Source organism: Actinokineospora sp. NPDC004072, from assembly GCF_053604195.1.
This window is the reverse complement of sequence record NZ_JBSGHB010000002.1, coordinates 206,151-231,245: the sequence shown is the minus strand read 5'-3', so window position 1 is coordinate 231,245 and position 25,095 is coordinate 206,151. Positions and strand designations below refer to the sequence as shown.

The window sequence follows — 25,095 nt, the reverse complement described above, 5'->3', positions numbered from 1 at the left end:
CCGCAGGCCACTCCGAACCGGGTCGGCGCTTCAGGCTTGCGCGTCGGTGGGATCATCGCCCTCGCTGAGCGAGCGCCACAGGTCCGGCTCGGCCTCGCGGCCGGTGGACGGCGCGGCGTAGCGCGATCCCATGCGCGGCATCCGGTGCCCGGTCAGCGCGACCACGACCCCGGCCACCACCAGGAGGACCCCGCCCGCGACCGCGGCGGCCGCCCCCCACGACGGGGATTGCGCGCCCAGCCCGGCCCAGATCGGGTAGACCGCGGCGGCGGCCAGCACCGGGCCGAGCAGCCTGCGCCAGAGGCCCGCCAGGGCCAGCAGCCCGGCGACGCCCGCCAGCGCCAGCAGCGCCACCGGGACGAGCGCGGGCGCGACCTCGGCGCCGGTCACGGTCACCGCGATCGGCACGTCGGTGCCCGGCCGCGGCTTGAGCTCCCCGCCCCAGGCCAGCGCCGAGGCGCCCCACAGCGCGCCAGCGGCCAGCACCAGGGCCAGCACCGCGGTCCAGAGTGGACGCCTACCCATCCGTCGGCACGGCCGGGCGCATGGTCTCGGCGGTGGCGATGGCCGCCAGCACCGCGCCCGCCTTGTTGACGCACTCGGTGTCCTCCGAGCGCGGGTCGGAGTCGGCCACGATCCCGGCCCCGGCCTGCACGTACGCCACCCCGTCGCGGATCAGCGCGGTGCGGATGGCGATGGCGGTGTCGCCGTCCCCGGCGAAGTCCAGGTAGCCGACGACGCCGCCGTAGAGCCCGCGCCGGGTCGGCTCCAGCTCCTCGATCAGCTCCATCGCGCGGGGCTTGGGCGCGCCGGAGAGCGTGCCCGCGGGGAAGCAGGCCGCCACGGCGTCGAAGGCGGTCTTGCCCGGGGCCAGCTCGCCGGTCACCGTCGAGACGATGTGCATGACGTGGCTGTAGCGCTCGACGCGGAAGAAGTCCACGACGTGGACGGTCCCCGGCGCGCAGACCCGGCCCAGGTCGTTGCGGCCGAGGTCGACGAGCATGACGTGCTCGGCGCGCTCCTTCTCGTCGGCGAGCAGGTCCTTCTCCAGGATCTGGTCCTCGTCGGGGTCGACCCCGCGCCAGCGGGTGCCCGCGATCGGGTGCGTGGTCGCCCGCCCGTCCCGCACGGTGACCAGCGCCTCCGGGCTGGAGCCGACGATGTCGAAGCCGTCGAGGCGCAGCAGGTACATGTACGGGCTGGGGTTGGTGGTGCGCAGCACCCGGTAGACGTCGAGCGGGTCGGCGTCGGTCTGCACCTCGAAGCGCTGGGACAGCACCACCTGGAACACCTCGCCCGCCCGGATGGCCTCCTTGGCGGTGCGCACGGCGGACTGGAAGTCCTCGGGGGTGCGCTTGCGCCGGTAGACCGGCTGCGGGCGGGTGAAGACGGTCGCCGACGGCGGCGACGGGGTCTGCAGGGCGACGGTCATCGCGTCGAGCCTGGCCACGGCGTCGTCGTAGGCGGCGTCGACGCCCTCGGCGGCGTTGTCCCAGTTCACCGCGTTGGCGATGAGGGTGATGGTGCCCTCGTGGTGGTCGAGGGCGGCCAGGTCGGTGGCCAGCAGCATGACCATCTCGGGCAGCCGCAGGTCGTCCTCGGTCAGCTCGGGCAGCCGCTCCAGGCGGCGCACCGAGTCGTAGCCGATGAAGCCGACCATGCCGCCGGTCAGCGGGGGCAGGCCGGGCAGCGGGTCGGTGTGCAGCAGCCGCACGGTCTCGCGCAGCGCCTCCATCGGGTCGCCGCCGGTGGGCAGGCCGACCGGCGGCACGCCGGTCCAGTGGGCCTCGCCACCGGTCGCGGTGAGCGCGGCGGGGCTGCGCACGCCGACGAACGACCACCGCGACCAGGACCGCCCGTTCTCCGCGGACTCGAAGAGGAACGTCCCCGGCCGGTCGCCCGCGAGCTTGCGGTAGACCCCCACGGGGGTCTCCGCGTCGGCCAGCACCCGGCGCACGACCGGGATGACCCTGCGGTCGGCGGCGAGGGCGTGGAACTCCTCGCGCGTGGGGCTGACCTCGCCCATGCCGGTGGAAGCCGGGTAGCGCGGCTGCACACCGATAGCACTCACCATGCGCGCCATTCTGCCGTGCCCGCGGCGCGGGACGGGCCCCGGCTTAATTCAACATGTGTTGAGCGCAGTATCGCGGTGGGTCATGATGGGGGCGTGACCGCTGAACCCGAGCGCCGCCGCGGCCGCCGCCCCGGCGGGGCCGACACCCGAGCCGCCCTGCTGACCGCCGCCCGCGCGGTGTTCACCGAGAACGGCTACGACGGGGCCACCGTACGCGCCATCGCCCGCCGCGCCGGGGTCGACCCCGCGATGGTCAACCACTGGTTCGGCGGCAAGGAGGCGCTGTTCGCCGAGGCGGTGCTGCACCTGCCGTTCAACCCGCAGGCGATCATCGCCGAGATCCTCAAGGGCGACCGGGACCGCATCGGCGAGCGGATCATCCGCGCGTTCCTGACCAACTGGGACGCCCAGGGCGGCGGGGTGTTCGCCGCGATGCTGCGCAGCGTCTCGGCCCACGAGCGGGTCGCCAGGGCGCTGCGGGAGTTCTTCGTCCACCAGGTCTTCGGCCAGCTCCTGACCAAGTTCGGCGACGTGGAGACCGCGGAGCTGCGGGCGAACCTGGTGGCCAGCCAGATGATCGGCCTGGGCGTGGTCCGCTACGTGGCCCGGTTCGACCAGGCCGCGACCGCGGACGTGGAGACGCTGGTGGCGGCCGTCGGGCCGACCATCCAGCGCTACCTGACCGGCCCGATCGACTAGAGCAGCCGGTCGCCGTCGAAGCAGGTCCGGTCGCCGGTGTGGCAGGCCGGGCCCGCCTGGTCGACCACCAGCAGGACGGTGTCGCCGTCGCAGTCCAGCCGCACCTCGTGGACCTGCTGGGTGTGCCCGGAGGTCTCGCCCTTCTCCCACAGCCTGCCGCGGCTGCGGGAGAAGTAGGTGGCGCGGCGGGTGGTCAGGGTGCGGTGCAGGGCTTCGTCGTCCATCCACGCGACCATGAGCACCTCCCCGGTCCCGCGCTGCTGGGCGACCGCGCACACCAGGCCGTCGGCGTTGCGCTTGAGCCGCGCGGCGACCGCCGGGTCCAGCTCACTCACCGGGTACCCCCTTCAGGTACTCGCGCGCGGGCTTGGTCAGCACCAGCACCGCGGCGTAGATGTGGGCGGCGGCCAGCACGCCGGAGAGCACGCGGAACCCCCAGTGCACGTCGCCGAGGGCGATCAGCATGTGGGCGAGGGCGACCAGGCCCGCGGCGACGAACGCCGCCGTGCCCGCGGCGTGCCAGCGGGTGGCCAGGCCGACGGCGGCCAGCAGCGCGATCACCGAGACGATGATGGGGAAGACCAGCGCGCCCGCGTCGCGCAGCGCGCCCGCCCCGATGAACAGCACCGCGCCCACCACGAAGATCGCGGTCGGGACGGTGACCTCCAGCGGCCGCCTCACCGGACCTCCACCCCCGCGGCCCGCAGCGCGTCCTTGACCTCGGGGATGCGCAGCTCGCCGAAGTGGAAGACGCTGGCGGCCAGCACGGCGTCGGCGCCCTCGGCGACCGCGGGCGGGAAGTGCTCCAGCGCGCCCGCCCCGCCGCTGGCGATCAGCGGCACGTCGACCGCGGCCCGGACCAGCCGGATCAGCTCCAGGTCGAAGCCCGCCTTGGTGCCGTCGGCGTCCATGGAGTTGAGCAGGATCTCGCCCACGCCCAGCTCCTGGCCGCGCGCGGCCCACTCCACCGCGTCGATGCCGGTGCCGCGCCTGCCGCCGTGCGTGGTCACCTCGAAGCCGGAGGGGGTCTCGGCGCGGCGGGCGTCGACCGACAGCACGACGCACTGGGCGCCGAAGCGGCGGGACGCCTCGCCCAGGAACTCCGGGCGGGCGATGGCGGCGGTGTTGATGCTGACCTTGTCCGCGCCCGCGCGCAGCAGCTTGTCGATGTCCTCGACGGTGCGGACGCCGCCGCCGACGGTCAGCGGGATGAAGACCTGCTCGGCGGTGCGGCGCACCACGTCGTAGGTGGTCTCGCGCTCGCCGGAGGAGGCGGTGACGTCGAGGAAGGTCAGCTCGTCCGCACCCTCGGCGTCGTAGGCGGCGGCCAGCTCGACGGGGTCGCCCGCGTCGACCAGGTCGGTGAAGTTGACGCCCTTCACCACACGCCCGGCATCGACGTCCAGACATGGGATCACCCGCACAGCAACAGCCATGCCACCAGCGTACGAGAGCCCGCGGCAGGCCCGGCCGCAAGGGCGGCGGGTCCGATGTGGAGCGATCAGCTCGGCCGGGTCTCCCGGCGCACGGTGTCGAGCAGCGCCCGCAGGTCCTCGATCAGGTGCTTGACCGCGACCCGGACCTCCTCCAGCTTGAGATCGCGGTCCACTTGGGCCGCCTCCCGGCCCTGGCTGCCGCGCCAGCGGCTCTGCGCGCGCCTGCCCAGCACGGCGGCCCGGCGCAGCAGGGCGACCGCGGGCCCGTTGGCCTTGACCAGCTCCCGGCGCACCGGGACCAGCCCGGCCAGCAGCCGGTGGCTGGTCGTGCCCACGCCCAGGCGCACCATGTCCTCGGCGGTGCGGGTCTCCTTGAGCACGGCGTCGTCGACGGCGAACAGCCCGCTCAGCTCGGCCAGCCGGGTCGAGCCGTCCTCGCCCGCGTCGATCGCGGCCAGGGTCGACTCCCAGGCGTCGACGGCCCGCTGCAGCAGCTCGACGAAGCCGACGACCGCCGGGTCGGCCCGCACCTGGCTGCGGTCTCCCCCGAGGCCGTCCAGCAGTGTGGACAGTGCTGCGGCAGCGGACATCGTGGACCTCTTCTCGATCAGTCGCGGCCTGAAAATAGCGATCTCCGCGGGGGCGGCATACCTCTTCTCGGAGGAACTCTCGGCTGTCGAAGCGGACCGGGGCGCGCCGGGGCCGGTGGCGGCGGCCGCGGGCTCGGCAGGCGAACCTCTTGACCGGTGAGATGGCAACGGCGGCGGCCGAATGGCGGTCCCCCCCGGCCCGCGCGCCTTCCTACCTTCGCAGGTGAGGACTCCCCCAGGAGGTCACCATGATCGCCGCTGCCGCCGCCGTGCTCGCGCTGATGGCGCCCACCGCGCCGATCGTCGGCGGGGACCTGATCTACGTCGACGGGCGGCGGTGCGTCGTGGGGTTCAACGCCAAGACCGGCAGCGGGGCGCACCGGCTGCTGGTCAGCGGGTCGTGCACCGGGTCGGACCGGCCGGTGGTCGCCATCGCGCCGCCGCCGGGCGCGACCTCGACCCCGCTGGTGCGCGGCCCCGGTGGGACGACGGTGACCGTGCGCGGGATGCGGCGGGCGCCGATCGGGGCGGCGGTGTGCACCGCGGGGCCGACCACGGGGTGGCGGTGCGGGACGGTCCAGGCGATCAACGTGACCGTGAGCTTCCCGGGCGGGACGGTCAGCGGGCTCACCCGCACGTCGATCTGCCCGGCGCCCGGCGAGGTCGGCACGCCGGTCATGGCGGGCGACCAGGCGCAGGGGATCACGGTCGGCGGGAGCGGCAACTGCACCACCGGTGGCGCCACCTACTTCATGCCGCTCCCGCCGACCCTGTCCGCCTACGGCCTGACGCTGCACACGGCCTAGCCGCTGACCTTCTGCGACCCGGCCAGGGTCGCCAGCGACTTCGCGTGCCGCACGCCCGACGCCGGGCTGAGCCGGTCGGCCAGGTAGTACCAGTCGACCTGCACGCGGGCCCGGGACACGTCGACCACCGAGTAGCCGTGCGAGTCCAGCTCGACGTACTTGAGGTGCCAGTTGCGCGCGGCCAGCGCCGCCTCGGCGACCGGGGAGATCGACCGCGGCGGAACCTTGAGCAGGTCGTCGATGTTGTCGCTGGTCACCGACGGGGTGACGAACTCGACGGCGGCGCTGTTGCCGTTCCACCAGTAGCTCGACCGGTCGAGCGGGACGTCCGCGGCCCACGAGGTGTGGATGTCGCCGGTAAGGAAGACGGTGTCGCGGACGCGGTTGTCCTTGAGGTGGTTGAGGAGCTCCTGGCGGTCGGCGGTGTAGCCGTCCCAGGCGTCGGCGTTGGCGGCGACGCTGCCGACGGGCAGGCCCAGCAGCTCGCCCAGCGCCTCCAGGAAGCGGGATTCCACGCCGCTGAGCGAGATCGGGGTGACCATGACCGAGTTGCCGACCAGCTTCCACCGGGCGTCGGTGACCAGGCCGGACTTCAGCCACGCCATCTGCGGGTCGCCGGTGATGGTGCGGGCCGGGTCGTGCGGGTCGCCCTGGGAGGGGGTCGTCTGCTTGGAGCGGTAGCTGCGCAGGTCCAGCAGCGACAGCTCGGCGAGCCTGCCCCAGCGGAACCGGCGGTAGATCTCCCCGCCCGGGCCCTGGCGCACCGGCATCCACTCGAAGTACGCCTGGCGCGCGGCGGCCTTGCGCGCCGACCACGGCCCTTCGCCCGGCTGGTGGTTCTCCGCGCCGTCGGACCAGGTGTCGTTGGCGTGTTCATGATCCCACCAAGCGGGTCAGCCAACTACAGTCGTAAGCGGCCTACCAGCGAGGATGTGGACCGATGAGTACCAGACCAGCCCGCCGAGTGCGGCGCAAGTTCAGGAAGCAACTGAGCGACAAGGCGACCGTGGTAGTCCCGTTCACCCCGGACGGAGATGCGTCGCTCTGCTACATCCGTCAGTCGCACTACAGCGACGAAAGCATGAGTAGCGCAACTCAGAAGACCGACACTCATCGATGGTCGAATGCCTACGGAATTTCTATCGCGGAAACTGTCGAAGACTTGCACGTTTCCGGCGACTTGGACCCGTTCAAGCGGGACGGCCTCAAAGAATGGCTGAGCGACGCTCCGCCGCGCCCGTGGAAGACTCTGGTTGTGTCGAAATTGGATCGACTGGTCCGGAACGTCATGGATGCCCTAGCCCTCTTGGAATGGTTGCGGGCGCGCGGAAAGCGACTCATCTGCATTGCAGAGGGGATTGATTCGTCCAACTCGATGTCCGAGTTCCTGATCACGCTCATCGTCGCCTTTGCCAGGATGGAACGGGAGCGCATGCGCGAACGATTCCTCAGGGCGAAAGCCGATCTCAAATTGGCGGGGCGTTGGGCTGGCGAGGGGCACACCTACGGAACCATGCCGGTCGAGGTCCCCGGTGGGGGCTGGATTCTAGGGCTTGATCAGTACGCGGTGAAGATTCTGCACCAACTGTCAGAGCAGGCGCGGCGCGGCGTCAACCTGGCCGATATGTGTCGCTGGCTGGACGAGCACCACGTAGTGAGCCCCCGAGACCGTCAATTGCAACTCTCGGCAGAAAGGCGCGGCGAGGACCCCGCCACGGTCGAACTCAGCGGGCGCAAATGGAGGGCCAGCACTCTACGCAAGTTGCTCGGACGCCCCGAACTTGTCGAGTTGGGCATCTTTGAACCCGCCGAACAGAGCGAAATTGTGGCCAACCTAGACGCGAAGACCCGACGGAAGAGCCGGGGCAGCAACCAACCTTATCCGTTCTCGGGAATCCTGGTTTGCTCGGAATGCCTTGAACCGCTATGGCACCGGATTGCCGCATCCACACGCCGCCGCCCGAACGGGTCAGAGGTGACATACGAGTACAACTACTGGTGTTGCCCCACCCGCAAGCATGGCCCGTCGATGCGGGCCGAGGAAATCGAACCCCTAGCGGAACAGACATTCTACACCGTGTTCGCACTGGTTCCCGTTCGAGAGCGCATCATTCTGCCTCCGAGCAATCATGCGAACGAAATCGCCAAGCTCGAACGAGAATATGCGCGACTAATGGCCGGAGTAGCCAAAGCTCGCACTCCGGACGAACGACACCGGGTTATGCGCGACGGCGATCAAATCCTGCGAGACATTGACATCCTTCGAGCTCTCCCGGCAGACCCTGGCGGAGTCCGGTGGGTTCCCACCGACCGGACGTGGAACGAAGAACTTGCAGATCTTTCACCAGAGGAACGACGGCTGCGCTGGATCGAGCTAGGATTTCAGTTTGCCGTAAGCAAGAATGCCGACGGCTCTCTGAGGGGAGGTTTCCGATTGCCGGATGGATGGGAAGAAGCAATGCCTGAACTCTTGAGCTACCGGAATCGGATCACAGGAAACGCGATCGTGCCACACACCTATACAACACCGAGCTAAACCGAGCATTGGATAGAATTTCAGACCTCAACAGGGAACCCCTCCGCAAGCGACGGAGGGGTTCCCTGTGTCTACGCAGACTTCTTCGGTTTCCTAATGATCAGCGCTTCACATGCTTCTTCGATCTTCTCGGCCAGTTGGCGGGAATCAACACCTTCAACTGTGACCCACAATGAGCCATCTGATCCCTGCTTGAGCATCAAAGCAATCTGCTTGTTCTCGCCTACTTGAATACTGTCGGTTCGGAGTCCATCAGGAGAATGATCAGACGCCGTGGGGATCACCCCCACGCTCCCCAGGGAGGGAGTTCCGGCCCGCGTCCCCCGATGGCGGTTCCGGGAAGGTTCCTGGGGTCGCCGAGCAACTGCGCGTCTGCCTCCCTGACGATAGTTTGGCCAGGTCAGAGCGGGGAGCCTGGGGCAGGGAGGGGACAGGGAAAGGTCCCTGACTCCCTACCGACTCCCTGTCCTGCTCCCTGCGGTCGCGGCGGGTGAGGGCGTCGGCGATGTCCTCGGCACGGACGACCATCGCCCCGTCGGACTTGCGCGCCCGGATTCCGTGTTGCCCCAAGACTGCGCGCAGGTCTCGCGCAGTCCAGGGCTCGTATTCTGTCGGGTTGAGCGCGACCAAGCGGGCGATGACAACCTGAGTGCGGACACGGGATTCTCCATTGGTAACACGTTGAATGTCGGACAGGTGATCGACCGGCGCAGCCTCGATTTTCAGGGCAGTTCCGGTGATAGTGGCCGCATGTGCGGTCGCGGTGCGCAACGCCAGAGCGCGGGCAACGACTGGCGTAATATCGTCGCGTCCATCCTCGAAGGGAAGGTAGAAGGTCCGCACGAGATCAAACAGGTTATCGGTCACCCCGACCGCGACGCAGGTTCCCCGGTCAGTTCCCATGCGGAGTTCGGTTGCCCGGATTCCGGCCCGATACTTGCCCGAGCCAAGCAGTCCGTCATTGGCGATGTGGTCGGCCACAGCAAATGCCGCCCCGCACGAGACATTGCGAGTGACCTCTTTCGGGATGCTGTCCTTTGTCGGCGACTGTGTAGCCAAGAGCAAGATTATTCCGTACTTGCGGCTACGTTTAATCAGCCGCACGGCCAACTCTTCGGCCTTCTTGCCGAAACGGGGATGCTGGAACAGTTCGTGGCATTCATCAATGGCCATGAGTAGCGGGTGAAGCCCCAACTCTGGCCGGTCCGCCAAACGACGCGAGACCTTCGGCGGTCGCCCGGGTTGGGCACCCAAGACCTTGCCGCGCCGCTCCATCTCGCTCAGCAACGCCTCTAGGGCTGCTACGGCGTCGGCGGCCACCGCATCGTCCAGCCCGACCCGGTAGCGGCTCAGACGCGGCGCTAGGGGCTCGAAATCAGGGCTCTCGCCCATCACGAACACCCACAGCTCGGCCGTAGGGTCCAGTGCCGCGCCCAACAGCAACACGCGCAGTGCGTTGGACTTGCCTTGCCCTGGTCGGCCACCGATCAACCAGGTGGATGCGATCAACGGCGCATTGATCACCAGTCCGCGCTGCGAGAGCCCGAACGGCACCCCGTCGAACACGTCAGCGCCGCCCTCGTGCAACAACGGCCAATCCCCGGCACCACCGGAGAGGGTGCCCTTGTCGGCCACCCACAGGTCCAACACCCCATCCTCAGCCCCGGTGGTCGGCCACGTCTCCAGCGCCGCGCGACCGAGATTGGCGGCAAGCACCTTGCGGCGGTCGGTGACCATCGCGGCCGTCACCCCGAGAGGTAGCCGGACTTGCGCGTACGTGCCGTCGCCGTCCTTGCGGGCAGGCACGGTGTAGACCAACTCGCCGCCGCGCTTGACAAAGGCATTGAGCGGAGCGATCCCGAGATTGGTCAACGCGCGGGAGATCATCCGTTCGTCCACCCACGAATCGGCGTCGTCACGGTCCGGGCGGGTCAACCACCCCGCACCCGGGGTCCGGTCCCGCCCCTCCCACACCGCAGCCACGGCCAACCCGACGCTTGCGACGGCAGGCAGCCACGCCCACGCGACCAGCGCCGCATCCGCCACGGCATCGCGGAGCGCGTAAACGGCTCGCAGCCACCCCGGCAGGTTCTCCCGGTCGGCGAACATGTCGACCAGAGCCAGCAGCAGCAACACCACCACGACTGCTGCCACCGTGACCACCGTGCGCCGCAGCGCAATGCCCAGCTTCGACCATCGCGCGCGGGCATCAGCGCGGATCAACTCCTGCGCCGTGCGCCTGGCGGCCGTGTCCCCGGCCAAGCGCGCGGCGCGGGCATCGGCGCGCAGATCGGCATAGGACAACCAGCGCCAAGCCTTGCCGATCCACCGGCTCACACCGCGCGTCAGGAACCAGAGCAACCGCACCAGATCACGCGGTGCCTTCCGCAGCCGGTACCCGGCCACCGACCGCGCCCGAACGACCCATTCAAGATCAAGTATGGGCCGTCCCGCGGCGGAGGCCCGTCGCGCCCATCGTGACCGCTCTTTCTCCTGCACCACAACGGTTTCAGAATCGACCAGCTCGGCATCAAAGACGTGGGGGACGAGCATCCGCCCATCCTGTTCGTGTCCGTCCTGATCGGTCATCGGCGACCACCGCCTGAACGGCTCCGGCGGGTGTCAATCGTGGTGACCGTCAGCACCCGCACCAGCGTTCCGGCCGCTAACAGCGCGGGCAGCAGCAACGCCCCTGCCTTTACCGCCCAAGAGCTGGACGGATGCGTCAATGCCAACCACTGAACCCCACAGATCATCAGCGCCGACACCAGCGTCCGTCCGGCGAGGGAGAAGAGTCGCGCCCCGGCGCGTACCGACTCAGCCGCTGCTCGCCGCCGCCGCGCCGACACCCGGCACAGCCACAACACGACCACTGCGACGGCCAAGCCGGCTACCGCCTGACCCGGGGTGAGCTGCCACCCATCCATCAAGCATCACCACCCCGGCAGTCATCGCGCCGGTCAAGCCAGGCGAGGAAGACCCCGGCTCGGTCGTCGGAGTCCAGTGGACCCCACACCCCGGATGCCTCCGGTCCGTGGCTGCGCAGGTCCCACTCCAGGCACTCCCGTGCCACTGGGCACCCACCGCAGATCGACGCTGCACGCGCCCGATCTGCGCGAGGGTTCCCCGTCCACTTCGGGACTTCACCGCAGGTGTAAAGCCACCCGCACGTCCCGCGCGAACGCACCTCTCCCACCAATGCCTCATCCGAGACCGACTCGCATACGTCAAGGTCGGCAGCAATCCGCCGCCACCGGTCAAGGTGACTCATCGCGCACCGCCGATGCCGAACTGGACCATGTGCGACAAGACGCCAAGCGGGACCAGCATCCGGCCGCGCCGGTGCACGACGGGCAAAACGCCAAGACGAATAGCGCGGCGCACCTGGCACTCGGTCCGACCAGTAGCAAAAGCCACTTGCCGAACAGAGAGAAAACATGAACGCGAGAACTTCATTGCTGTCACCTCTTGCTTGAGTTGCCCCCGCATGTCTGCGGGCTGTGCCTCAAGTAAGCGGGTGACGAGCGCTTAACTTCTATATCAAGTTTGGAATGTCCTATATCTGCCGAGAAATACCCCAGGTCAGCCCTCTGGCAGATAGATCAACATCCCGAGATTGAATACTCAGGCCACCGGATATTCTCCTGCGGAATACTTGATCTTCCCCACCTCCGACGGCACCTCACCCATGTGCTGCATGCTTCCTGCGCAGGGGTTCGGACAAGCCTGCCATCAACCCTCAAGCGAGTGAACGCCGACGCAACCTTACCCACCGCTGGCAGGGAGTATCCGCCAGATGCATGCCCCATGCCGATCCTGATATAGACACCTTCCGATGGTTGGGGCAAAGATCAATCAGGTCAACCCAGCGGCCGTCCGATCTTGCGGCAGGGTGGAGTGATCATCACGGCATCGCTAACCAGTGGAATCGCACATGTAGCACGCGGGAGGAAGGAGTGCGAGCGCCTAATCGATGTCGTTCTTAATCTAGAGCATGTCGACTGGGAGACAGTGCTGGCGATTGGCGACGTTGAGTACCACCAAACAGCAGATGGCCCGTTTCCAAATCAGCAACTTCGGATAAGCGTAAGTCCATCCAGAGGGATAGCGGCCATTAGCTTCACCGACCACCAAGACCCGGACATGACTGTCGCCAACTCGCACAATCCGAGCCGAACACTCGAAGAGCACCTACTCATCTTCAATGGCGCATCCGGTACCACCTTCCCGGCCGATGCGTGCATCTCTATTCCGACTGCTCGCCGCGCACTTCGAGAATGGCTGGAAACACGAAAGCGTCCCTCATGCATTAGATGGCGTCCAGCGTGAAGGGAAGCAAGCCCGCACAAACTCGCCGACATCGGAGACCCCGTGGAATCTCTACTGTGGATCTTGGGCACTCTCGCCGGGTATGCCGTTCTGAACGCGCTAGCGGTCAACCCGATCTGCAACTGGTACGCCAAGCGTAAAGCGGAATCCGAACGCCAACGGGTCGCCGTCGCGTTCCTACGCCTTTACAGCGGCGTTCCACCGAGGCGGGGGCGATGAACGAGGGTATAGCCGCGCTGGTGGCACTAACTCGACAGGGCTGGACATTCGTCTACCCCACCGACGAGAACGGGGAGATCACTAAGGGTCTCGGCGCTCGATTCTACCCCGGCGCCTGGTGGGACGGCCTAGTCATCTTCGATGAAGACGAGTGCGAGGCAATTCGCGTTAATCCAGACGATGAAGTGACATGGAAGCGCTGCGGGAATGTTCTCGACATGGCACAGGAAGTATCGACCTTGCCTCCCCCGGGCAACCGCTTGGCTCCCAATCTCTCCCAAGGCTGGCACATGCGCGAGGGTCTGTGGAGATTGCAGCGCTAGCAGCGGTTCGCCCGCATAGGTTATTCAACGTGGCCAAGTCAAGCAGAGAGGTTCCGCCGCGCCCGTGCCTATGATGCCCGCGAGGAAGCGCGGCGGCCACGGCCCAGACTCCGTATCCGTCGCCGAACTAGTCGAACGCGAAGCCAACCACGGGCACCCCTTAAGGCTAAACTGGCCCGCCCAATGTCTTGACGCACTCGGAACCGTCCGAGACTGGCAGGGTGACGAGTGGCCAACCGGGGAGTTGCCCGTTTGCACCCCCGAGCTGCCGACACAGCTTGGCGCTCAGCAGGGAAACAGCAACAACGGCAGAAACCAGCGGACCCATCTTGCCCAACCGGCAAGCGCTAAAGTTCCAGCCACACGGCGCTACCAATGGCGGCCGGATTCCGCGATGTTGGAAAGACTCCTGAACGGACTCCGCAACCTCTAAGTTCCTGCGGCTGATCAAGGATCAAAATGAGCAGTTCCACCCCTCTCCCCTTCCACGAAACCGCCACCGGCATTGCGGTGATTGCGGCTTGGCGCGCACGTGGCTGGTCGGTGATCGACACCGACTATGACCTTTGCTTTCTGTCCTACCCACCGACGTTGGGCGGGGCCTTCGACCCCATGCCGTATCGGTTGAAAGACCTCGGCATCGTCAACCTTGAATGCACGTTGAGCGCCCATGACGCCGGGTATCGTGCGGTGATCGAGTTGTTCGGCGTGGACGGAGGTTGCGACCGCCACCGTTCATCGACGGTCACCGAAGACGTGAGCGTCGACAGCATGCCCGAAATCATCGCCCAAGCCGAGAGCACCGCACGCGAGACCGACCGAGATGAATTGTCTTCCTGCTTCTTGTTCGGCGACTGCGCAATCCGCCTCGCACAATAATCCTCCAAGGAACCCCAACAGTGCAAACGTACAGGACGAATCTGCGCCCCCGAATACAGGCATGGTGCCTAGAGGTCCGATTGGCGAAGGTACCCGCCCCTATGGCTCCGAGAGGGTATTGATTCGAGATGGGTGGCAGTATCCGGCCGCCGGAGGTCCGGGATCGAGTGTTGGGCGTACTCCTGCGAGCGGCTCGGACTAAGGCGGGGCTTACACTCGGAGATGCAGAGAGGACCACCGGACTCTCCCTTACCACGTTGAGTCGTATCGAGACCGGAAAGCGGAAGATTGCCGGTGACGAGCTCGGTATCCTGCTGGCACTTTATGGAGTTCCGCACCGAGACCGTGCGCGAATGATCGCCGCGTCCCGTGTGGGCTCCTTGACGGTGTGGTGGCAGGATTGGGGCGACCCAGGGTGGCAGGCTGAAGTTTGGGCGGAGCATCAAGCGCAAGCGGCACAAATAACCGAGTGGTCGATCCTTGCGGTCCCAACGTGGTTGCAGACTCGCGGCTATGCATTGGGAATGCTTGCGGCTAGCGGGATGCCAATTCAGAGGTGTCATGACATCTGGGAGATGCGGCAGCGGCAACAACGGGCCGTAGGTCCGACGGATTACACGGCCTATATCCATCAGAACGCATTGAGATTTTCGTTCGGCGGTGTAGAAGCTTTTATTGAGCAAGTACGCCATCTGCTGGAGATGTCAGACCGGGTTGGGGAATTCGGGTCGTACATTCGGATGCAGCGGCAAGCTTTCTGGCACACTCGTGGGTCTTGCTTCATTTCGAGCGCGAATTGCCGCTTGTCCACGTGCCCCTGCGCGACGAAATTGGAATATTCTTTCAAGCACGCGAAGCGCATGCCTACCTAAAAGAAGCACGTCGACTAAGGGCGGCGGCATGCTCACGGGAGCGAACCCGCGAACTGCTGATAGGTGCCCTGAACGACGCACAACTACGGGGTCGACCTCCATCATGGGCCGCTCGACACCGCTAAGAATTACCTACCCAGGCTGATCTTCGCCAACTCGGCCCATTCGTAACGCTTCGCATCCCGGTTGAGGTCGATTAGCGAGATGGCGTCGATCTCCAGATCGACGCTCATCGAAGGATAGTCGTTAAGCGCGCGGACAAGTTCGGTGGCAGGCCACGCGCTATTGCTGTACGCCAGGGTCACGTGCGGGCGAAAGCCATCAGCCTTCTCTGGAACGTTCTCAGGACCCCATACTTGAGCTATCGCTTTCCTGACTGCTACCCGTACAGCAGCAAGCTGCTCCAGAGGAACAACAGGCATCTGTACGGTCTCAGAATCCGCGTGCGCGGGACCGACCGTGACAGAGATGGGTTGCAAGTTCGCCAATACCGGGCGAACCTCTTCTACAATTCGGTCGACCTCGTTCCGTGAGACCTCATCAACAAACCCCAATCCTTGCACAGTCAGGTGAAGTCCCTCAACGCCCACCTGATCAAGTTGCCCAAAACGATCTAGCAGCGGTCGATAGTGGTCAACAAGCGCGTGAGCGTTTGGCTTAGATTCGAAAGTGAAGTGCCACGTGTAGAATGACCGACCTACTTTCCAGCCTGGCCGCCACCACCAGTGGTCAAGCATTTCCAACGTGTCGGTCACGCTTCCTCCGTCTTCTGTGATTCAATCTCTCGCACGCCGGAATCAGCCTTGAAACTGCGGATTGCCTCTCCTATCTCTAGAGCGCGAGGCTCATTCCCGTTCGGCAACGCAGCGGACATATCGGCAATCTCGGAGACCCGTCGCAGCAGCGGCTTTACTCGGTTCTCGGGTTCCGTTTGCAGAACGGGCCCTAGAGCCTCTTGCGCGCCGTCCAACTCACCGTGGGAGAGATACGCCTTCACCACCTGGCACCGCGCCATTCGTTCCGACCCAAAGTTGCGCAACTGGAGCGGCGCGGTGTCGAACAGCCGAACAGCCTCGGCAGATAGCGCCAATGCGGACTTCGAATCCCCGATCGCTAGATATGTGTCAGACCAGAAGCTTGTCGCTCTAGCTACTGAACAAGTGAAAGGTCCACCCAGAGAGTCGTTGCCGAGAATCAACGCATCGGCATTTCGCTTGGCCTCTTGCAGAGCGGGCGACCAAGAGCCGTGGTCGCCCAGCCGAGCGATGTCCAGCGCAAGTGCACTTGAGAGAAACAGCTTTGCCGATCCTGTCGTCGCATACTTGAGTCCGTCCTCTGCCGCGCGCTTGGCCTGGGCAAAATCTCCAGACCAGAACGACGCCGTGTGCTGACATGCGCGTACCCACGCCTTAAGCTCGTCGGCCTCTGCATTTTCGGCGCATGCCCATGCGGTTCGGAAGTGACTCTTTGCGGCCTGCGATGCCCCCATATCTGTCGACATCCATCCAAGGAGCGACAAACTCCACCCTGCGGCCGTGTACAACTCCACCAATCGGGATGGCTTGCGGCAACCCTCGATCATTTGAAACAAGCGATCGCGCAGCAGCCTTATTCGGTTGAACAGCGGTCCCGTAGGTGCGATCAGATAGTTGTTCGATATCCACCGGATCTCGTCTGAAACCTCTTCAATAGTCAAGTCGCCGACCGCATCGGACTCTGCCCAAGAAAGTAGGCGTGCGGACTCGTTCGCGGCTTCCATGACGGCATCCTCGATTGCGTCGGCGACTCGGATGACGCGGCGGCTTCCCGGCAGATCAAACCATAGTTTGTCGGCGGGAAGGTGCATGATCCTCGCGTACCTGATGAGCGTTCTTAGGTTCTGCTCAGGTTCGCCGTTTTCCAGCCTGCTCACTTGCGCCTGAGTGAGACCACCCAGCCATCGGCCGAGTAGCGCCTGACTCAGCGCCTTGCCGAAAATTCGTAGGTGGCGGGGGTGGTGCCGGTAAGCCTTCAAAACCCGGCCGATGTGCCGACTGTCGAACGCAGCAGTAAATTCGTCGGTCTCAAAGAATTCGCGGTCCAAGTTCGCGGGTGGCGATGACATCTGATCACTGAGTTCGCGGTGGCAACGTCCGCACATGCTTGCGGTGTTGTCGTCAGCCAGCGACGCACTGCACCTCGCGCAACGGCGACGGCCCACCCGACTCGTCTCGCCCATCTCCCGTCCCCACTCAGGCAACAGAGACACCACCCGTTACCAGCGTACATAGACGCAGCGTGGCCGTGCCATCGCAGCAGCCGTGGTGGGAATCAGAACGGTCGGCACCCCTGCTGCTCGGTCAGCTACACTGTTGTGAGTTGACGCGCCTGGTGGTCATCCCAGGTGAGGAACCAGGGCTTGGCGGCGTGCAGGGCGCGCAGGTCCGGGTCGGTCTTGTAGAGGGCGTGCCGCTGCCGGTAGTCGGCGAGGGTCAGCATCTCGTGCGCGGGCACGTGCGGGCGGATCGTGACGCCGCGCGCGCCGTAGCCGCCGACCGGGTACTCGTAGAGGTAGTCGCCGACGTGCAGGACGCCGTCGAGGTCGGCGCGGGCGGCGAGGTGCCGGTAGGCGGCGAAGTGGCCCGCCTGCCAGTTGGAGCAGGACACCAGGCCCAGCTTGAGCCCGGCGACATCGGCGTCGGCGGCGGGCGCGGTGGCGGTGCGCCCGGTCGCGGAGGCGACGCCGTCGACGAGGAAGCGGTAGTGGTAGGCGGTCGCGGGGTCCAGCCCGCCCGCGTCGACCTTGACGGTGTGGTCGCGCTCGGGGCCGGTGGTGACCGCGCCCGCGGAGACGACGGCGGTGAAGGCGGCGTCCAGCGCCACCTCCCAGCGGACCTCGACGGTCGGGCCGAGCCCGGAGCCGGGGGTCGCCTCGGGCGTCGGCGTCACCCGGGTCCAGAGCAGGACCCGGTCGGGCAGCGGGTCGCCCGAGGCGACCCCGTGGGCGAACTGCGGGACCTCGGCCGCGGCCCGGGCGGCCAGGGCGGCGGGGACCAGCAGGGCCCCACCGGCGACGGCGGACGTGCGGAGGAAGGTGCGGCGAGTGGTGGGAGTCACGCCTGCCAGTGGTACACGCGGAAGGTTTCTGTCACACCCGCTACTCGGGTGAAATACCGCCGAACACCGCGCGGCCCTACGGTTGACGCCATGACGGGCAAGTACCTCCTCATCACCACCTACCGCCGCAACGGCCGCGCGGTCCCGACCCCGGTCTGGTTCGCCCAGGACGGCGACGAGCTGGTGATCTGGACGGTGACCGACTCGGGCAAGGTCAAGCGCATCCGCGGCAACCCGCGTGTGGAGATCGCCCCCTGCGACTTTCGCGGCAACCCTCGCGGCGACGCGGTCCCCGCCACCGCCCGCCTGCTCGACGCGACGGAAACCAACCGCGTCCGCACGCTGCTGCGTCGCAAGTACGGCCTCATGGGCACGTTGACCATCCTCGGCAGCCGCCTGCGCCGAGGCGCGGCAGGCACCATCGGCATCGCCGTGCGCCCGGAGTCCCGCGAGGCGGCTCCCGCCGATCCGCCCGCAGGCGCTAGCTGACCGCGGCCAGGGCCTCGGGGAGGGTGAAGTTGCCGTTGTAGAGGGCCTTGCCGATGATCGCGCCCTCCAGGCCGTCGGCGGCGAGTTTGGCCAGGGTGCGCAGGTCGTCGAGGCTGGAGATGCCGCCGGAGGCGATCACGGGGGCGGTCGTGCGGGCGCAGACCTGAGCGAGCAGGTCGGTGTTCGGGCCGGTGAGGGTGCCGTCGCGGCTGACGTCGGTGACGACGTAGCGGGTGCAGCCCTGGGCGTCGAGGCGGGCGAGGGTCTCCCAGAGGTCGCCGCCGTCGGTGGTCCAGCCGCGGCCCGCGACCCGGATGCCCGCCTCGGAGATGCGCACGTCGAGGCCGACGGCGATCTTGTCGCCGTAGCGGTCGATGGCGGCGGCGCACCAGTCGGGGTTCTCGATGGCGGCGGTGCCCAGGTTGACCCGGGCGCAGCCGGTGGCCAGGGCGGCGGCGAGGGTGTCGTCGTCGCGCAGGCCGCCGGAGAGCTCCACGGCGATGTCGAGCCTGCCGACGACCTCGGCGATCAGCTCGCGGTTGTGGCCGCGGCCGAAGGCGGCGTCGAGGTCGACCAGGTGCAGCCACCGGGCGCCGTCGGCCTGCCAGGCCGCGGCGGCGTCCCACGGGGTGCCGTACTCGGTCTCGGTGCCCGCCTCGCCCCGGGTGAGGCGGACGGCCTTGCCGTCGACCACGTCGACGGCGGGCAGCAGCTCAAACGTCACCGCGCCACTATCCCACGCCCCACGCGCCACTAACCCAACCGCCGCTATCCGCGAACGCCACTATCCCGAACGGCACTACCCCAACGGCTATGCCACCGAGACGAGCCAGTTGCGCAGCAGCTGCGCGCCCGCGTCGCCGGACTTCTCCGGGTGGAACTGGGTCGCCGCCAGCGCGCCGTTCTCCGCGGCGGCGACGAACTCGCCGCCGTGGTCGGCCCAGGTCACCAGGGGGGCGACCATCGGCGGCTCGGGGTTGAGCTCCCAGGTGCGCGCGGCGTAGGAGTGCACGAAGTAGAAGCGGGCGCCGCCGAGGCCGTCGAAGAGCACCGACTTCTCCGGCGCGCGGACGGTGTTCCACCCCATGTGCGGCACGATCTCGGCCGCCAGCCGCTCGACCGCGCCGGGCCACTGCCCGCAGCCCTCGGTCTCGACGCCGTGCTCGATGCCGCGCTCGAACAGGATCTGCATGCCCACGCAGATGCCGAGCACGGGCCGACCGCCCGCCAGCCTGCGGCCGATGATCCGCTCGCCGCGGACCGCCCGCAGCCCGGCCATGCAGGCCGCGTAGGCGCCGACGCCGGGCACGACCAGGGCGTCGCACTCGACCGCGGCATGGAAGTCGGCGGTCACCTCGACCTCGGCGCCGACGCGGCGCAGCGCGCGTTCGGCCGAGCGGAGGTTGCCGGAGCCATAGTCGAGTACGACGACACGTGTCACGGGGCCAGCCTAGCCGGCGCTGGCCGTGATCGAACTGTGACCTTGGGCCTGCTTCGGCCGTCACCCGACCGGGTACGTGATCCGCGGGTGGTGGTGGCGATGCGCGATCGGCTGACGCGGTGGGCGCTGGCTTCGGTGCTGGTGGTCTCCGCGATGGTGAACGGCTACCTCGCGGCCAGCGAGGACGTCCTGTGGCCGGTCGCGCTCGCCCTGCTGTGGGTGGGCCTCGCCGCGGCGCTGCTGACGGCCGAGGCCCCGGTGCCCGCCGCGCCGCGGACGACGCGGCGGGCGCCGCAGCGCTCCCCCGCCGAGGTCTAGTCCGATTGAGCGGACTCGTCCCCATTCCGGTAACACCCCCCGCACACCCCGCGACGCAGCACGCGGGCGCCCTCCTTCCACTCCCCCAGCCGAAGGACGGCAGACATGCGTGTGCGGAACCCCCGAAGACGCGCGCTCGCGGCCGCGGCCTGCGCCGCCGCGGCCCTGCCGCTGGTCGCCACCCCGGCGGCCGCGGCCCCCGTGCCGGGCACCGACGTGCTCTACACCCGCGACGCGGACTTCGACCAAGGCGTCCTCCAGGACGTCAACCACGACGCGCCGAACAACGACCAGCTCCAGCTCGACCGGACCACCACGTTCTTCCCCTACGTCAACGTCGCCGCCTCCGCGCGCGGCACGATGGTGCGCATCGACGTCAACACCGGCGAGATCGTCGGCGAGTGGCGCTCGGCCCCCGACGGCCGCGGCCGCAACCCCTCGCGGACCACTGTGGACAGACTCGGCAACACCTGGCTGTCCAACCGGGACGAAGCCGATGGCGGCCAGGGCTCGGTGACCCGGGTCGGCGTCGTCGTCGGCGGGACGCGGGTCGACGGCGCCGGGACGCCCGACCCGGGCGGGGACCACCTCGCCGGTCCCTTCTCCTACAACACCTGCGTCGACCGCGACCTCGACGGCCTGATCGCCACCAGCCGCGGCCTCGGCGACATCCGGCCGTGGGCCAACGCGGGCGGCGTGGACAACGACGGCGGGGTCGACACCGCCGCCGACGAGTGCATCATCAACTACACGCGCGTGGCGGGGAACAACACCCGCACCGTCGCGGTCGACGCGCAGAACGACCTGTGGACTGGCGGGTCGGACACCCAGCACGAGAAGCTCGACGGCGTGACCGGCCAGGTCGTGCCCGGCACGCTGTTCTCCCTCGGGTGCGGCGGCTACGGCGGCCTGATCGACCCGGCAGGCACGCTCTGGTCGGCCCGCTACGGCGCCAACCTGCTGCGCTACGAGACCGGAACCGGCTCCGGGGCCTGCCTCGACACCAGCCACGGCGACTACGGCCTCGGCCTGGACCCCAACACCGGCGAGATCTGGCACACCAACCTCGGCGGCAACCGGATCGCCAAGCTGGCCCCGGACGGCACCCTGCTCGGCGCGTTCGCCCACGGCAACAACTTCGCGCAGGGCGTCGCGGTCGACGGCCACGGCAACGTGTGGGTGGCGCACTCGCTCAACGGCGCGACCACGGTCGGCCACCTGCGCACCGACGGCACCTACGTCGGCAACGTGCCGCTGCCCGGTGGCAACGGGCCGACCGGCGTGGCCGTGGACAGCAACGGCAAGGTGTGGGTCACCAACATCAACACCAACAACGCCCAGCGCATCGACCCCGCGGCGGGTCCGATCGGCGGCGGCGGGTTCCCGGTCGGCGCGGTGGACCTGACGGTCGACCTCGGCGCGGGCGCGGGGCCGTACAACTACTCCGACATGACCGGATCGGTGCTCGGCGAGGTCACCGCGCCGGTCGGCACGTGGTCGGTGGTGCAGGACGGCAGCTTCGCCGACCAGCGGTGGGGCACGGTCACCTGGAACACCGAGCCGCAGGGCAGCGAGCCGCCCGGCACGTCGATCACCGTCGAGGTGCGGGCGGCGAACACCGAGGCGGGGCTGGCGGCGCTGCCGTTCACCGCGGTCGGCAACGACGTGCCGTTCGCGGCGACCGGGCGGTTCATCGAGGTCCGGGCGACGCTGCGGGCGAACGCGGCCGGGGACAGCCCGGTGCTGTCGGACCTGCGGGTCAGGACGGCGCGGCGCAGCGGGGTGTTCTCCTGCCAGGCGACGGCGCTCAACCTGGCCGGGATCGTCGTGGCCAGGGCGAACCCGCCGGACGTGCCGTGCGCCGACGACCAGGCGAGCGTGGCGGATGTGAACCTCAACGCGGGCATCCTCAACGTCCGGGCGCACGCGCTGACCGCGACGACCACGCAGACCCCGGATGATCTGCTGGTGCCGCCCGCGGCTGGTGATGCGTCGACGGCCTCCGCCCGGGTGGAGTACACGCGGATCTCCACGCTGCTGGTGACGATCGAGGTGGGCGTGATCCGGTCGCAGGCGGCGGCGACCTGTGTGGACGGACCAAGTGGACTGGAACCGGTGTTCACCGGGTCGTCGCAGATCGCCAGTCTGCGGATCAACGGGGTCGCGGTGGCCGTCGGCAGCGCACCGCTGACCATCCCGCTGGTGATCGGCACGCTGAGCCTCAACAGCCAGACGATCTCGGGCGGCACGATCACCCAACGCGCGCTCGCGCTCGACACGCTGCTGACCGATGTGGTCATCGGCGAGGCGAAGGCGAACGTGGAGGGGACGCCGGAGACGCCGACCGGCAACCCGTGTAGGTAGGGGCGCGGCGGGGGCGGCGCCTGCCGCCCCCGCTTGCCCGCGGGTGGTCTACTGGGGGGCGAGATGGATGAGAAGACGATGATCCGCCGCTCGAAGCGGCTGGCGAAGCTGCTGCGCCACGACCCGCGCGGGCTGGGCATGGACCCCGCGGGCTGGGTGCCGGTGGCCGAGGTGCTGGCCGCGCTCGGGATGACCCGCGCCGAGCTGGACGAGGTGGTGGCGCGCAACGACAAGGCGCGCTTCGCCTACGACCCGGCAGGCGACCGCATCCGCGCCAGCCAGGGGCACTCGCTGCCGGTCGACCTCGGCCTGACCCCGGCCGTCCCGCCTGCGGTCCTCTACCACGGCACGACGGCGGCGGCCCTGGAGACGATCCGGGCGGAGGGCCTGCGGCCGATGCGCCGCACGCACGTCCACCTGTCCCCCGACGTGGCGACGGCCACCCGCGTCGGCGCCCGCCACGGCCGCCCGGTGGTCCTGGCGGTCGCGGCGGGGGCCATGCACGCGGATGGCCTGCCCCTCTACCGCAGCGCGAACGGGGTCTGGCTCGCCGACCACGTCCCGCCCGGCTACCTCAGCGCCTGACGCCCGCCCGCGCGGCGATCCACTGCGCGCCCGAGCCGCCGAGCGCCATCGCCAGGCCGATCGCGGGCATGATGGCGAAGAACAGCGGGAAGACCGTCGCGGCCGCCTTCATGTCGGCGACGAACTCGTAGCCGCCGTCGTCGGTGGCCAGGATGCTGATGAGGTAGTACAGGCAGATCACCAGCTCCAGCACGACGCCGATGAGGTACGGCGTGCGGGTGGCGCCCGCGGTCAGCTTCACGCCACCGAAGATCAGCAGCACGCAGCCCGCGATCTGGGCCAGGACGACGAGCAGCCCCAGCGCGACGCTCCCGCCCTCGTCCGCGGCCGCGCCGAGGCCCGCGATCAGCATGATGGACGTGATCAGGGTGATGCCCGCCTGCACGTAGCCGAGCACGGCGGCGGTCATGATGGTGCCCGGCCTGGTCAGCGGCGCGTGCTCGGGCGGCGCTGCGGGCATCGCGCCGTAGGGCGGCATGCCGCCGGGGGGCGTCTGGTAGTGCTGCGGGTCGCCTGGCTGGGTGCCGTACGGCTGCGTCATGACTTCTCCTCAATCCCCACCACCGGGTCGGGTGGGCCAGATAGTGGCACAATCGCCACCGCCGCCTCAGCGGTTACGCCAGATCGGAAACCCCGCGCGGGCACTTCGACCGACGTCGAGCCTTCGCCTAGCCTGGGGCGCGTGTCACCCACTCTGCCCGAGCAGCTCACCATCGGCGAGGTCGCCGACCGCAGCGGGATCCCGCACACCGCCCTGCGCTTCTACGAGGAGCGCGGCCTGATCGCCGCCCAGCGCAGCGCGGGCAACCAGCGCCGCTACCCCCGAGCCGTCCTCCGCCGCCTCGCCTTCATCCGCACCGCCCAGCGCGTCGGCCTCACCCTGGAGGAGATCCGCGACGCCCTGGCGACCCTCCCGGACGGCCGCACCCCCACCAAAGCCGACTGGGCCCGCCTGTCCAAGATGTGGCACGCGGAGATCGAGGCCCGCATCGACGCCCTCCAGCGCCTCCGCGACAACCTGACGGGCTGCATCGGCTGCGGCTGCCTGTCCCTGAAGTCCTGCACCTTGATCAACACCAACGACCACCTGGCCGCCTTCGGCCCGGGGGCGCCGCGGCTGAAGGCGTCGTCGGAGGGCGGGATCGGGTAACGCGCCGGCAGCACGAGCGGCACCCAGCCGGGCGGCACGGGTAGCCCTCGAACTCGGGCTGTTCTCAATGGCAGCAGGTGGCGACACCGGACACCAAGCGCTATCAACGTGGCGGTTGCCTACACCCGTTAAGGCGTTCCTACAATTGTTCCTCAACTGCTAACGTGATCAACTCCACTGTCGACACGTGGAGGTGCGCGGGCGGTGAAGATGAGGATGCTTTGCTTGGCGAACTCCCGGAAGCACAGTCACCGATGTGTTGCCGGAGTCGGTGAACCTCCCAGCTGGATTCGACCGATCGGCGACCGCGAGGGCCACGGGGTTACCGAGGAGGAAATCACCACCCAGGATGGGACGCAGCCCAGACCTCTCGACGTGGTGGAGTTCGGCGTAATCAGATATGCACCCAGTGGGCCCCATCGAGAAAATTGGCTCCTGGATTCCAGCACGCCTTGGCGGCGGGTGGGGCGGTGCACCTGGCAGCAGGCAGCAGGCTTGATAACGCGGCAGCCCCTGTGGGTCAACGGGCACCAGAGCCGTGGTGGCATCAACGACTACGTCCCCAACAGCCACGTGGGCCATCTGACGGATTCCCTTCGGCTTATCCTCGCGCGACCTACCATCCACGTGCAGCCAGCCTATGACACGTCCAAGGCGGCAGACGTGCGAGCTACTTTTCACCACGCAGGGCAAACCTACCGATTGAAGGTTACCGACCCCGCCGCAGAGGATAGGTTCCGCACCAAGGGGATCGGCGACTATCAGCTCGGCGATTCGCTCTTGACCATCAGCCTGGCCGAGGAGATGTGGAACGCATATTCGCAGCAGTGGCAGCATTACAAACTGGTGGCTGCCGTCTTAGAAGAAGCTGCTGTATAGTGAGGCCGCG

Annotated in this window: 27 protein-coding genes and 2 pseudogenes; 13 read left to right on the top strand and 16 right to left on the bottom strand. The window is 68.1% G+C overall.

Features of this window, described 5'->3' with window-relative positions:
• Nucleotides 1-30: 30 nt before the first annotated feature.
• The gene (locus ACWEPX_RS03470; RefSeq protein WP_451895481.1) at nt 31-525 is read right to left on the bottom strand and encodes a Trp biosynthesis-associated membrane protein; all 495 of its coding nucleotides are present in this window, start codon (nt 523-525) and stop codon (nt 31-33) included.
• Nucleotides 518-2,074, bottom strand: a complete 1,557-nt coding sequence (locus ACWEPX_RS03465) for an anthranilate synthase component I (RefSeq protein WP_451895480.1) — start codon at nt 2,072-2,074, stop codon at nt 518-520. Before ACWEPX_RS03465 ends, ACWEPX_RS03470 begins: the two co-directional genes overlap by 8 nt.
• A 93-nt stretch (nt 2,075-2,167) precedes the next feature.
• Here ACWEPX_RS03465 and ACWEPX_RS03460 point away from each other — a divergent pair, with 93 nt between their 5' ends.
• On the top strand, nt 2,168-2,773 hold the full coding sequence (locus ACWEPX_RS03460; RefSeq protein ID WP_451895479.1) for a TetR/AcrR family transcriptional regulator: 606 nt from the start codon (nt 2,168-2,170) through the stop codon (nt 2,771-2,773).
• Here ACWEPX_RS03460 and hisI read toward each other — a convergent pair.
• The 4 genes from hisI to ACWEPX_RS03440 form a co-directional block, all read right to left on the bottom strand.
• Nucleotides 2,770-3,108: a phosphoribosyl-AMP cyclohydrolase gene (gene hisI, locus ACWEPX_RS03455; RefSeq protein WP_451895478.1), complete on the bottom strand. Its 339-nt coding sequence runs from the start codon at nt 3,106-3,108 to the stop codon at nt 2,770-2,772. The two genes, ACWEPX_RS03460 and hisI, sit on opposite strands and share 4 nt — an antisense overlap.
• Nucleotides 3,101-3,454 carry a hypothetical protein gene (locus tag ACWEPX_RS03450; RefSeq protein WP_451895477.1) on the bottom strand — a complete coding sequence of 118 codons (354 nt, stop codon included), beginning with the start codon at nt 3,452-3,454 and terminating at the stop codon, nt 3,101-3,103. The genes hisI and ACWEPX_RS03450 overlap by 8 nt, the downstream gene beginning before the upstream one ends.
• Complete coding sequence (gene hisF, locus ACWEPX_RS03445; protein WP_451895476.1) at nt 3,451-4,209, bottom strand: imidazole glycerol phosphate synthase subunit HisF; 759 nt, start codon at nt 4,207-4,209, stop codon at nt 3,451-3,453. Before hisF ends, ACWEPX_RS03450 begins: the two co-directional genes overlap by 4 nt.
• 65 nt (nt 4,210-4,274) lie before the next feature.
• Nucleotides 4,275-4,799, bottom strand: a complete 525-nt coding sequence (locus tag ACWEPX_RS03440; RefSeq protein ID WP_451895475.1) for a hypothetical protein — start codon at nt 4,797-4,799, stop codon at nt 4,275-4,277.
• 248 nt (nt 4,800-5,047) lie between these two features.
• Between ACWEPX_RS03440 and ACWEPX_RS03435 the strand changes: the two genes are divergently transcribed.
• Entirely contained in the window at nt 5,048-5,605 is a 558-nt protein-coding gene (locus ACWEPX_RS03435; protein WP_451895474.1) for a S1 family peptidase, read from the top strand.
• On the opposite strand, the pseudogene ACWEPX_RS03430 reads toward ACWEPX_RS03435, so the two are convergent.
• Nucleotides 5,602-6,480, bottom strand: a pseudogene (locus ACWEPX_RS03430) (alkaline phosphatase D family protein); the annotation flags it as partial. The gene ACWEPX_RS03435 and the pseudogene ACWEPX_RS03430 sit on opposite strands and share 4 nt — an antisense overlap.
• Before the next feature lie 89 nt (nt 6,481-6,569).
• Here ACWEPX_RS03430 and ACWEPX_RS03425 point away from each other — a divergent pair.
• Complete coding sequence (locus tag ACWEPX_RS03425; protein WP_451895473.1) at nt 6,570-8,141, top strand: recombinase family protein; 1,572 nt, start codon at nt 6,570-6,572, stop codon at nt 8,139-8,141.
• A 71-nt stretch (nt 8,142-8,212) separates the two neighbouring features.
• Here the strand turns inward: ACWEPX_RS03425 and ACWEPX_RS03420 are convergent, their stop codons facing one another.
• From ACWEPX_RS03420 to ACWEPX_RS03410, 3 genes are all read right to left on the bottom strand, one after another.
• Nucleotides 8,213-8,425: a hypothetical protein gene (locus ACWEPX_RS03420; RefSeq protein WP_451895472.1), complete on the bottom strand. Its 213-nt coding sequence runs from the start codon at nt 8,423-8,425 to the stop codon at nt 8,213-8,215.
• On the bottom strand, nt 8,406-10,730 hold the full coding sequence (locus ACWEPX_RS03415) for a hypothetical protein (protein ID WP_451895471.1): 2,325 nt from the start codon (nt 10,728-10,730) through the stop codon (nt 8,406-8,408). The genes ACWEPX_RS03420 and ACWEPX_RS03415 overlap by 20 nt, the downstream gene beginning before the upstream one ends.
• Before the next feature lie 337 nt (nt 10,731-11,067).
• Nucleotides 11,068-11,412 carry a WhiB family transcriptional regulator gene (locus tag ACWEPX_RS03410; RefSeq protein ID WP_451895470.1) on the bottom strand — a complete coding sequence of 115 codons (345 nt, stop codon included), beginning with the start codon at nt 11,410-11,412 and terminating at the stop codon, nt 11,068-11,070.
• 626 nt (nt 11,413-12,038) lie between these two features.
• Between ACWEPX_RS03410 and ACWEPX_RS03405 the strand changes: the two genes are divergently transcribed.
• The 4 genes and pseudogenes from ACWEPX_RS03405 to ACWEPX_RS03390 all read left to right on the top strand — a co-directional run bounded on the left by ACWEPX_RS03405 (nt 12,039) and on the right by ACWEPX_RS03390 (nt 14,888).
• On the top strand, nt 12,039-12,470 hold the full coding sequence (locus ACWEPX_RS03405) for an Imm1 family immunity protein (RefSeq protein WP_451895469.1): 432 nt from the start codon (nt 12,039-12,041) through the stop codon (nt 12,468-12,470).
• Between the two features lie 215 nt (nt 12,471-12,685).
• On the top strand, nt 12,686-13,012 hold the full coding sequence (locus tag ACWEPX_RS03400; RefSeq protein ID WP_451895468.1) for a hypothetical protein: 327 nt from the start codon (nt 12,686-12,688) through the stop codon (nt 13,010-13,012).
• Nucleotides 13,013-13,471: 459 nt separating this feature from the next.
• Nucleotides 13,472-13,891: a hypothetical protein gene (locus ACWEPX_RS03395; RefSeq protein ID WP_451895467.1), complete on the top strand. Its 420-nt coding sequence runs from the start codon at nt 13,472-13,474 to the stop codon at nt 13,889-13,891.
• A gap of 128 nt (nt 13,892-14,019) precedes the next feature.
• Nucleotides 14,020-14,888 (top strand): annotated as a pseudogene (locus tag ACWEPX_RS03390) (Scr1 family TA system antitoxin-like transcriptional regulator).
• 3 nt (nt 14,889-14,891) lie between these two features.
• Here ACWEPX_RS03390 and ACWEPX_RS03385 read toward each other — a convergent pair.
• The 3 genes from ACWEPX_RS03385 to ACWEPX_RS03375 all read right to left on the bottom strand — a co-directional run bounded on the left by ACWEPX_RS03385 (nt 14,892) and on the right by ACWEPX_RS03375 (nt 17,859).
• Nucleotides 14,892-15,518 (bottom strand): 2'-5' RNA ligase family protein, encoded by a 627-nt coding sequence (locus ACWEPX_RS03385; RefSeq protein WP_451895466.1) that lies wholly within the window; start codon nt 15,516-15,518, stop codon nt 14,892-14,894.
• Nucleotides 15,515-17,014 carry a helix-turn-helix transcriptional regulator gene (locus tag ACWEPX_RS03380; RefSeq protein WP_451895465.1) on the bottom strand — a complete coding sequence of 500 codons (1,500 nt, stop codon included), beginning with the start codon at nt 17,012-17,014 and terminating at the stop codon, nt 15,515-15,517. The genes ACWEPX_RS03385 and ACWEPX_RS03380 overlap by 4 nt, the downstream gene beginning before the upstream one ends.
• Before the next feature lie 92 nt (nt 17,015-17,106).
• Nucleotides 17,107-17,859 (bottom strand): alkaline phosphatase D family protein, encoded by a 753-nt coding sequence (locus ACWEPX_RS03375; protein ID WP_451895464.1) that lies wholly within the window; start codon nt 17,857-17,859, stop codon nt 17,107-17,109.
• A gap of 90 nt (nt 17,860-17,949) precedes the next feature.
• Between ACWEPX_RS03375 and ACWEPX_RS03370 the strand changes: the two genes are divergently transcribed.
• The gene (locus ACWEPX_RS03370) at nt 17,950-18,348 is read left to right on the top strand and encodes a PPOX class F420-dependent oxidoreductase (protein WP_451895463.1); all 399 of its coding nucleotides are present in this window, start codon (nt 17,950-17,952) and stop codon (nt 18,346-18,348) included.
• Here ACWEPX_RS03370 and priA read toward each other — a convergent pair.
• Nucleotides 18,341-19,072: a bifunctional 1-(5-phosphoribosyl)-5-((5-phosphoribosylamino)methylideneamino)imidazole-4-carboxamide isomerase/phosphoribosylanthranilate isomerase PriA gene (gene priA, locus ACWEPX_RS03365; protein ID WP_451895462.1), complete on the bottom strand. Its 732-nt coding sequence runs from the start codon at nt 19,070-19,072 to the stop codon at nt 18,341-18,343. The genes ACWEPX_RS03370 and priA overlap by 8 nt on opposite strands.
• Nucleotides 19,073-19,159: 87 nt before the next feature.
• Nucleotides 19,160-19,789 (bottom strand): imidazole glycerol phosphate synthase subunit HisH, encoded by a 630-nt coding sequence (hisH, locus tag ACWEPX_RS03360; RefSeq protein ID WP_451895461.1) that lies wholly within the window; start codon nt 19,787-19,789, stop codon nt 19,160-19,162.
• A 99-nt stretch (nt 19,790-19,888) separates the two neighbouring features.
• Here hisH and ACWEPX_RS03355 point away from each other — a divergent pair, with 99 nt between their 5' ends.
• From ACWEPX_RS03355 to ACWEPX_RS03345, 3 genes are all read left to right on the top strand, one after another.
• Nucleotides 19,889-20,107, top strand: a complete 219-nt coding sequence (locus ACWEPX_RS03355; RefSeq protein WP_451895460.1) for a hypothetical protein — start codon at nt 19,889-19,891, stop codon at nt 20,105-20,107.
• Between the two features lie 105 nt (nt 20,108-20,212).
• Entirely contained in the window at nt 20,213-22,471 is a 2,259-nt protein-coding gene (locus ACWEPX_RS03350) for a hypothetical protein (protein ID WP_451895459.1), read from the top strand.
• Nucleotides 22,472-22,534: 63 nt separating this feature from the next.
• Nucleotides 22,535-23,056 carry an RNA 2'-phosphotransferase gene (locus ACWEPX_RS03345; protein WP_451895458.1) on the top strand — a complete coding sequence of 174 codons (522 nt, stop codon included), beginning with the start codon at nt 22,535-22,537 and terminating at the stop codon, nt 23,054-23,056.
• Here ACWEPX_RS03345 and ACWEPX_RS03340 read toward each other — a convergent pair.
• Entirely contained in the window at nt 23,046-23,597 is a 552-nt protein-coding gene (locus ACWEPX_RS03340; RefSeq protein WP_451895457.1) for a hypothetical protein, read from the bottom strand. The two genes, ACWEPX_RS03345 and ACWEPX_RS03340, sit on opposite strands and share 11 nt — an antisense overlap.
• Before the next feature lie 141 nt (nt 23,598-23,738).
• Between ACWEPX_RS03340 and soxR the strand changes: the two genes are divergently transcribed.
• Nucleotides 23,739-24,206 carry a redox-sensitive transcriptional activator SoxR gene (gene soxR, locus ACWEPX_RS03335; RefSeq protein WP_451895456.1) on the top strand — a complete coding sequence of 156 codons (468 nt, stop codon included), beginning with the start codon at nt 23,739-23,741 and terminating at the stop codon, nt 24,204-24,206.
• A 210-nt stretch (nt 24,207-24,416) separates the two neighbouring features.
• Nucleotides 24,417-25,085 carry a dual OB domain-containing protein gene (locus ACWEPX_RS03330; protein ID WP_451895731.1) on the top strand — a complete coding sequence of 223 codons (669 nt, stop codon included), beginning with the start codon at nt 24,417-24,419 and terminating at the stop codon, nt 25,083-25,085.
• Nucleotides 25,086-25,095: the final 10 nt, after the last annotated feature.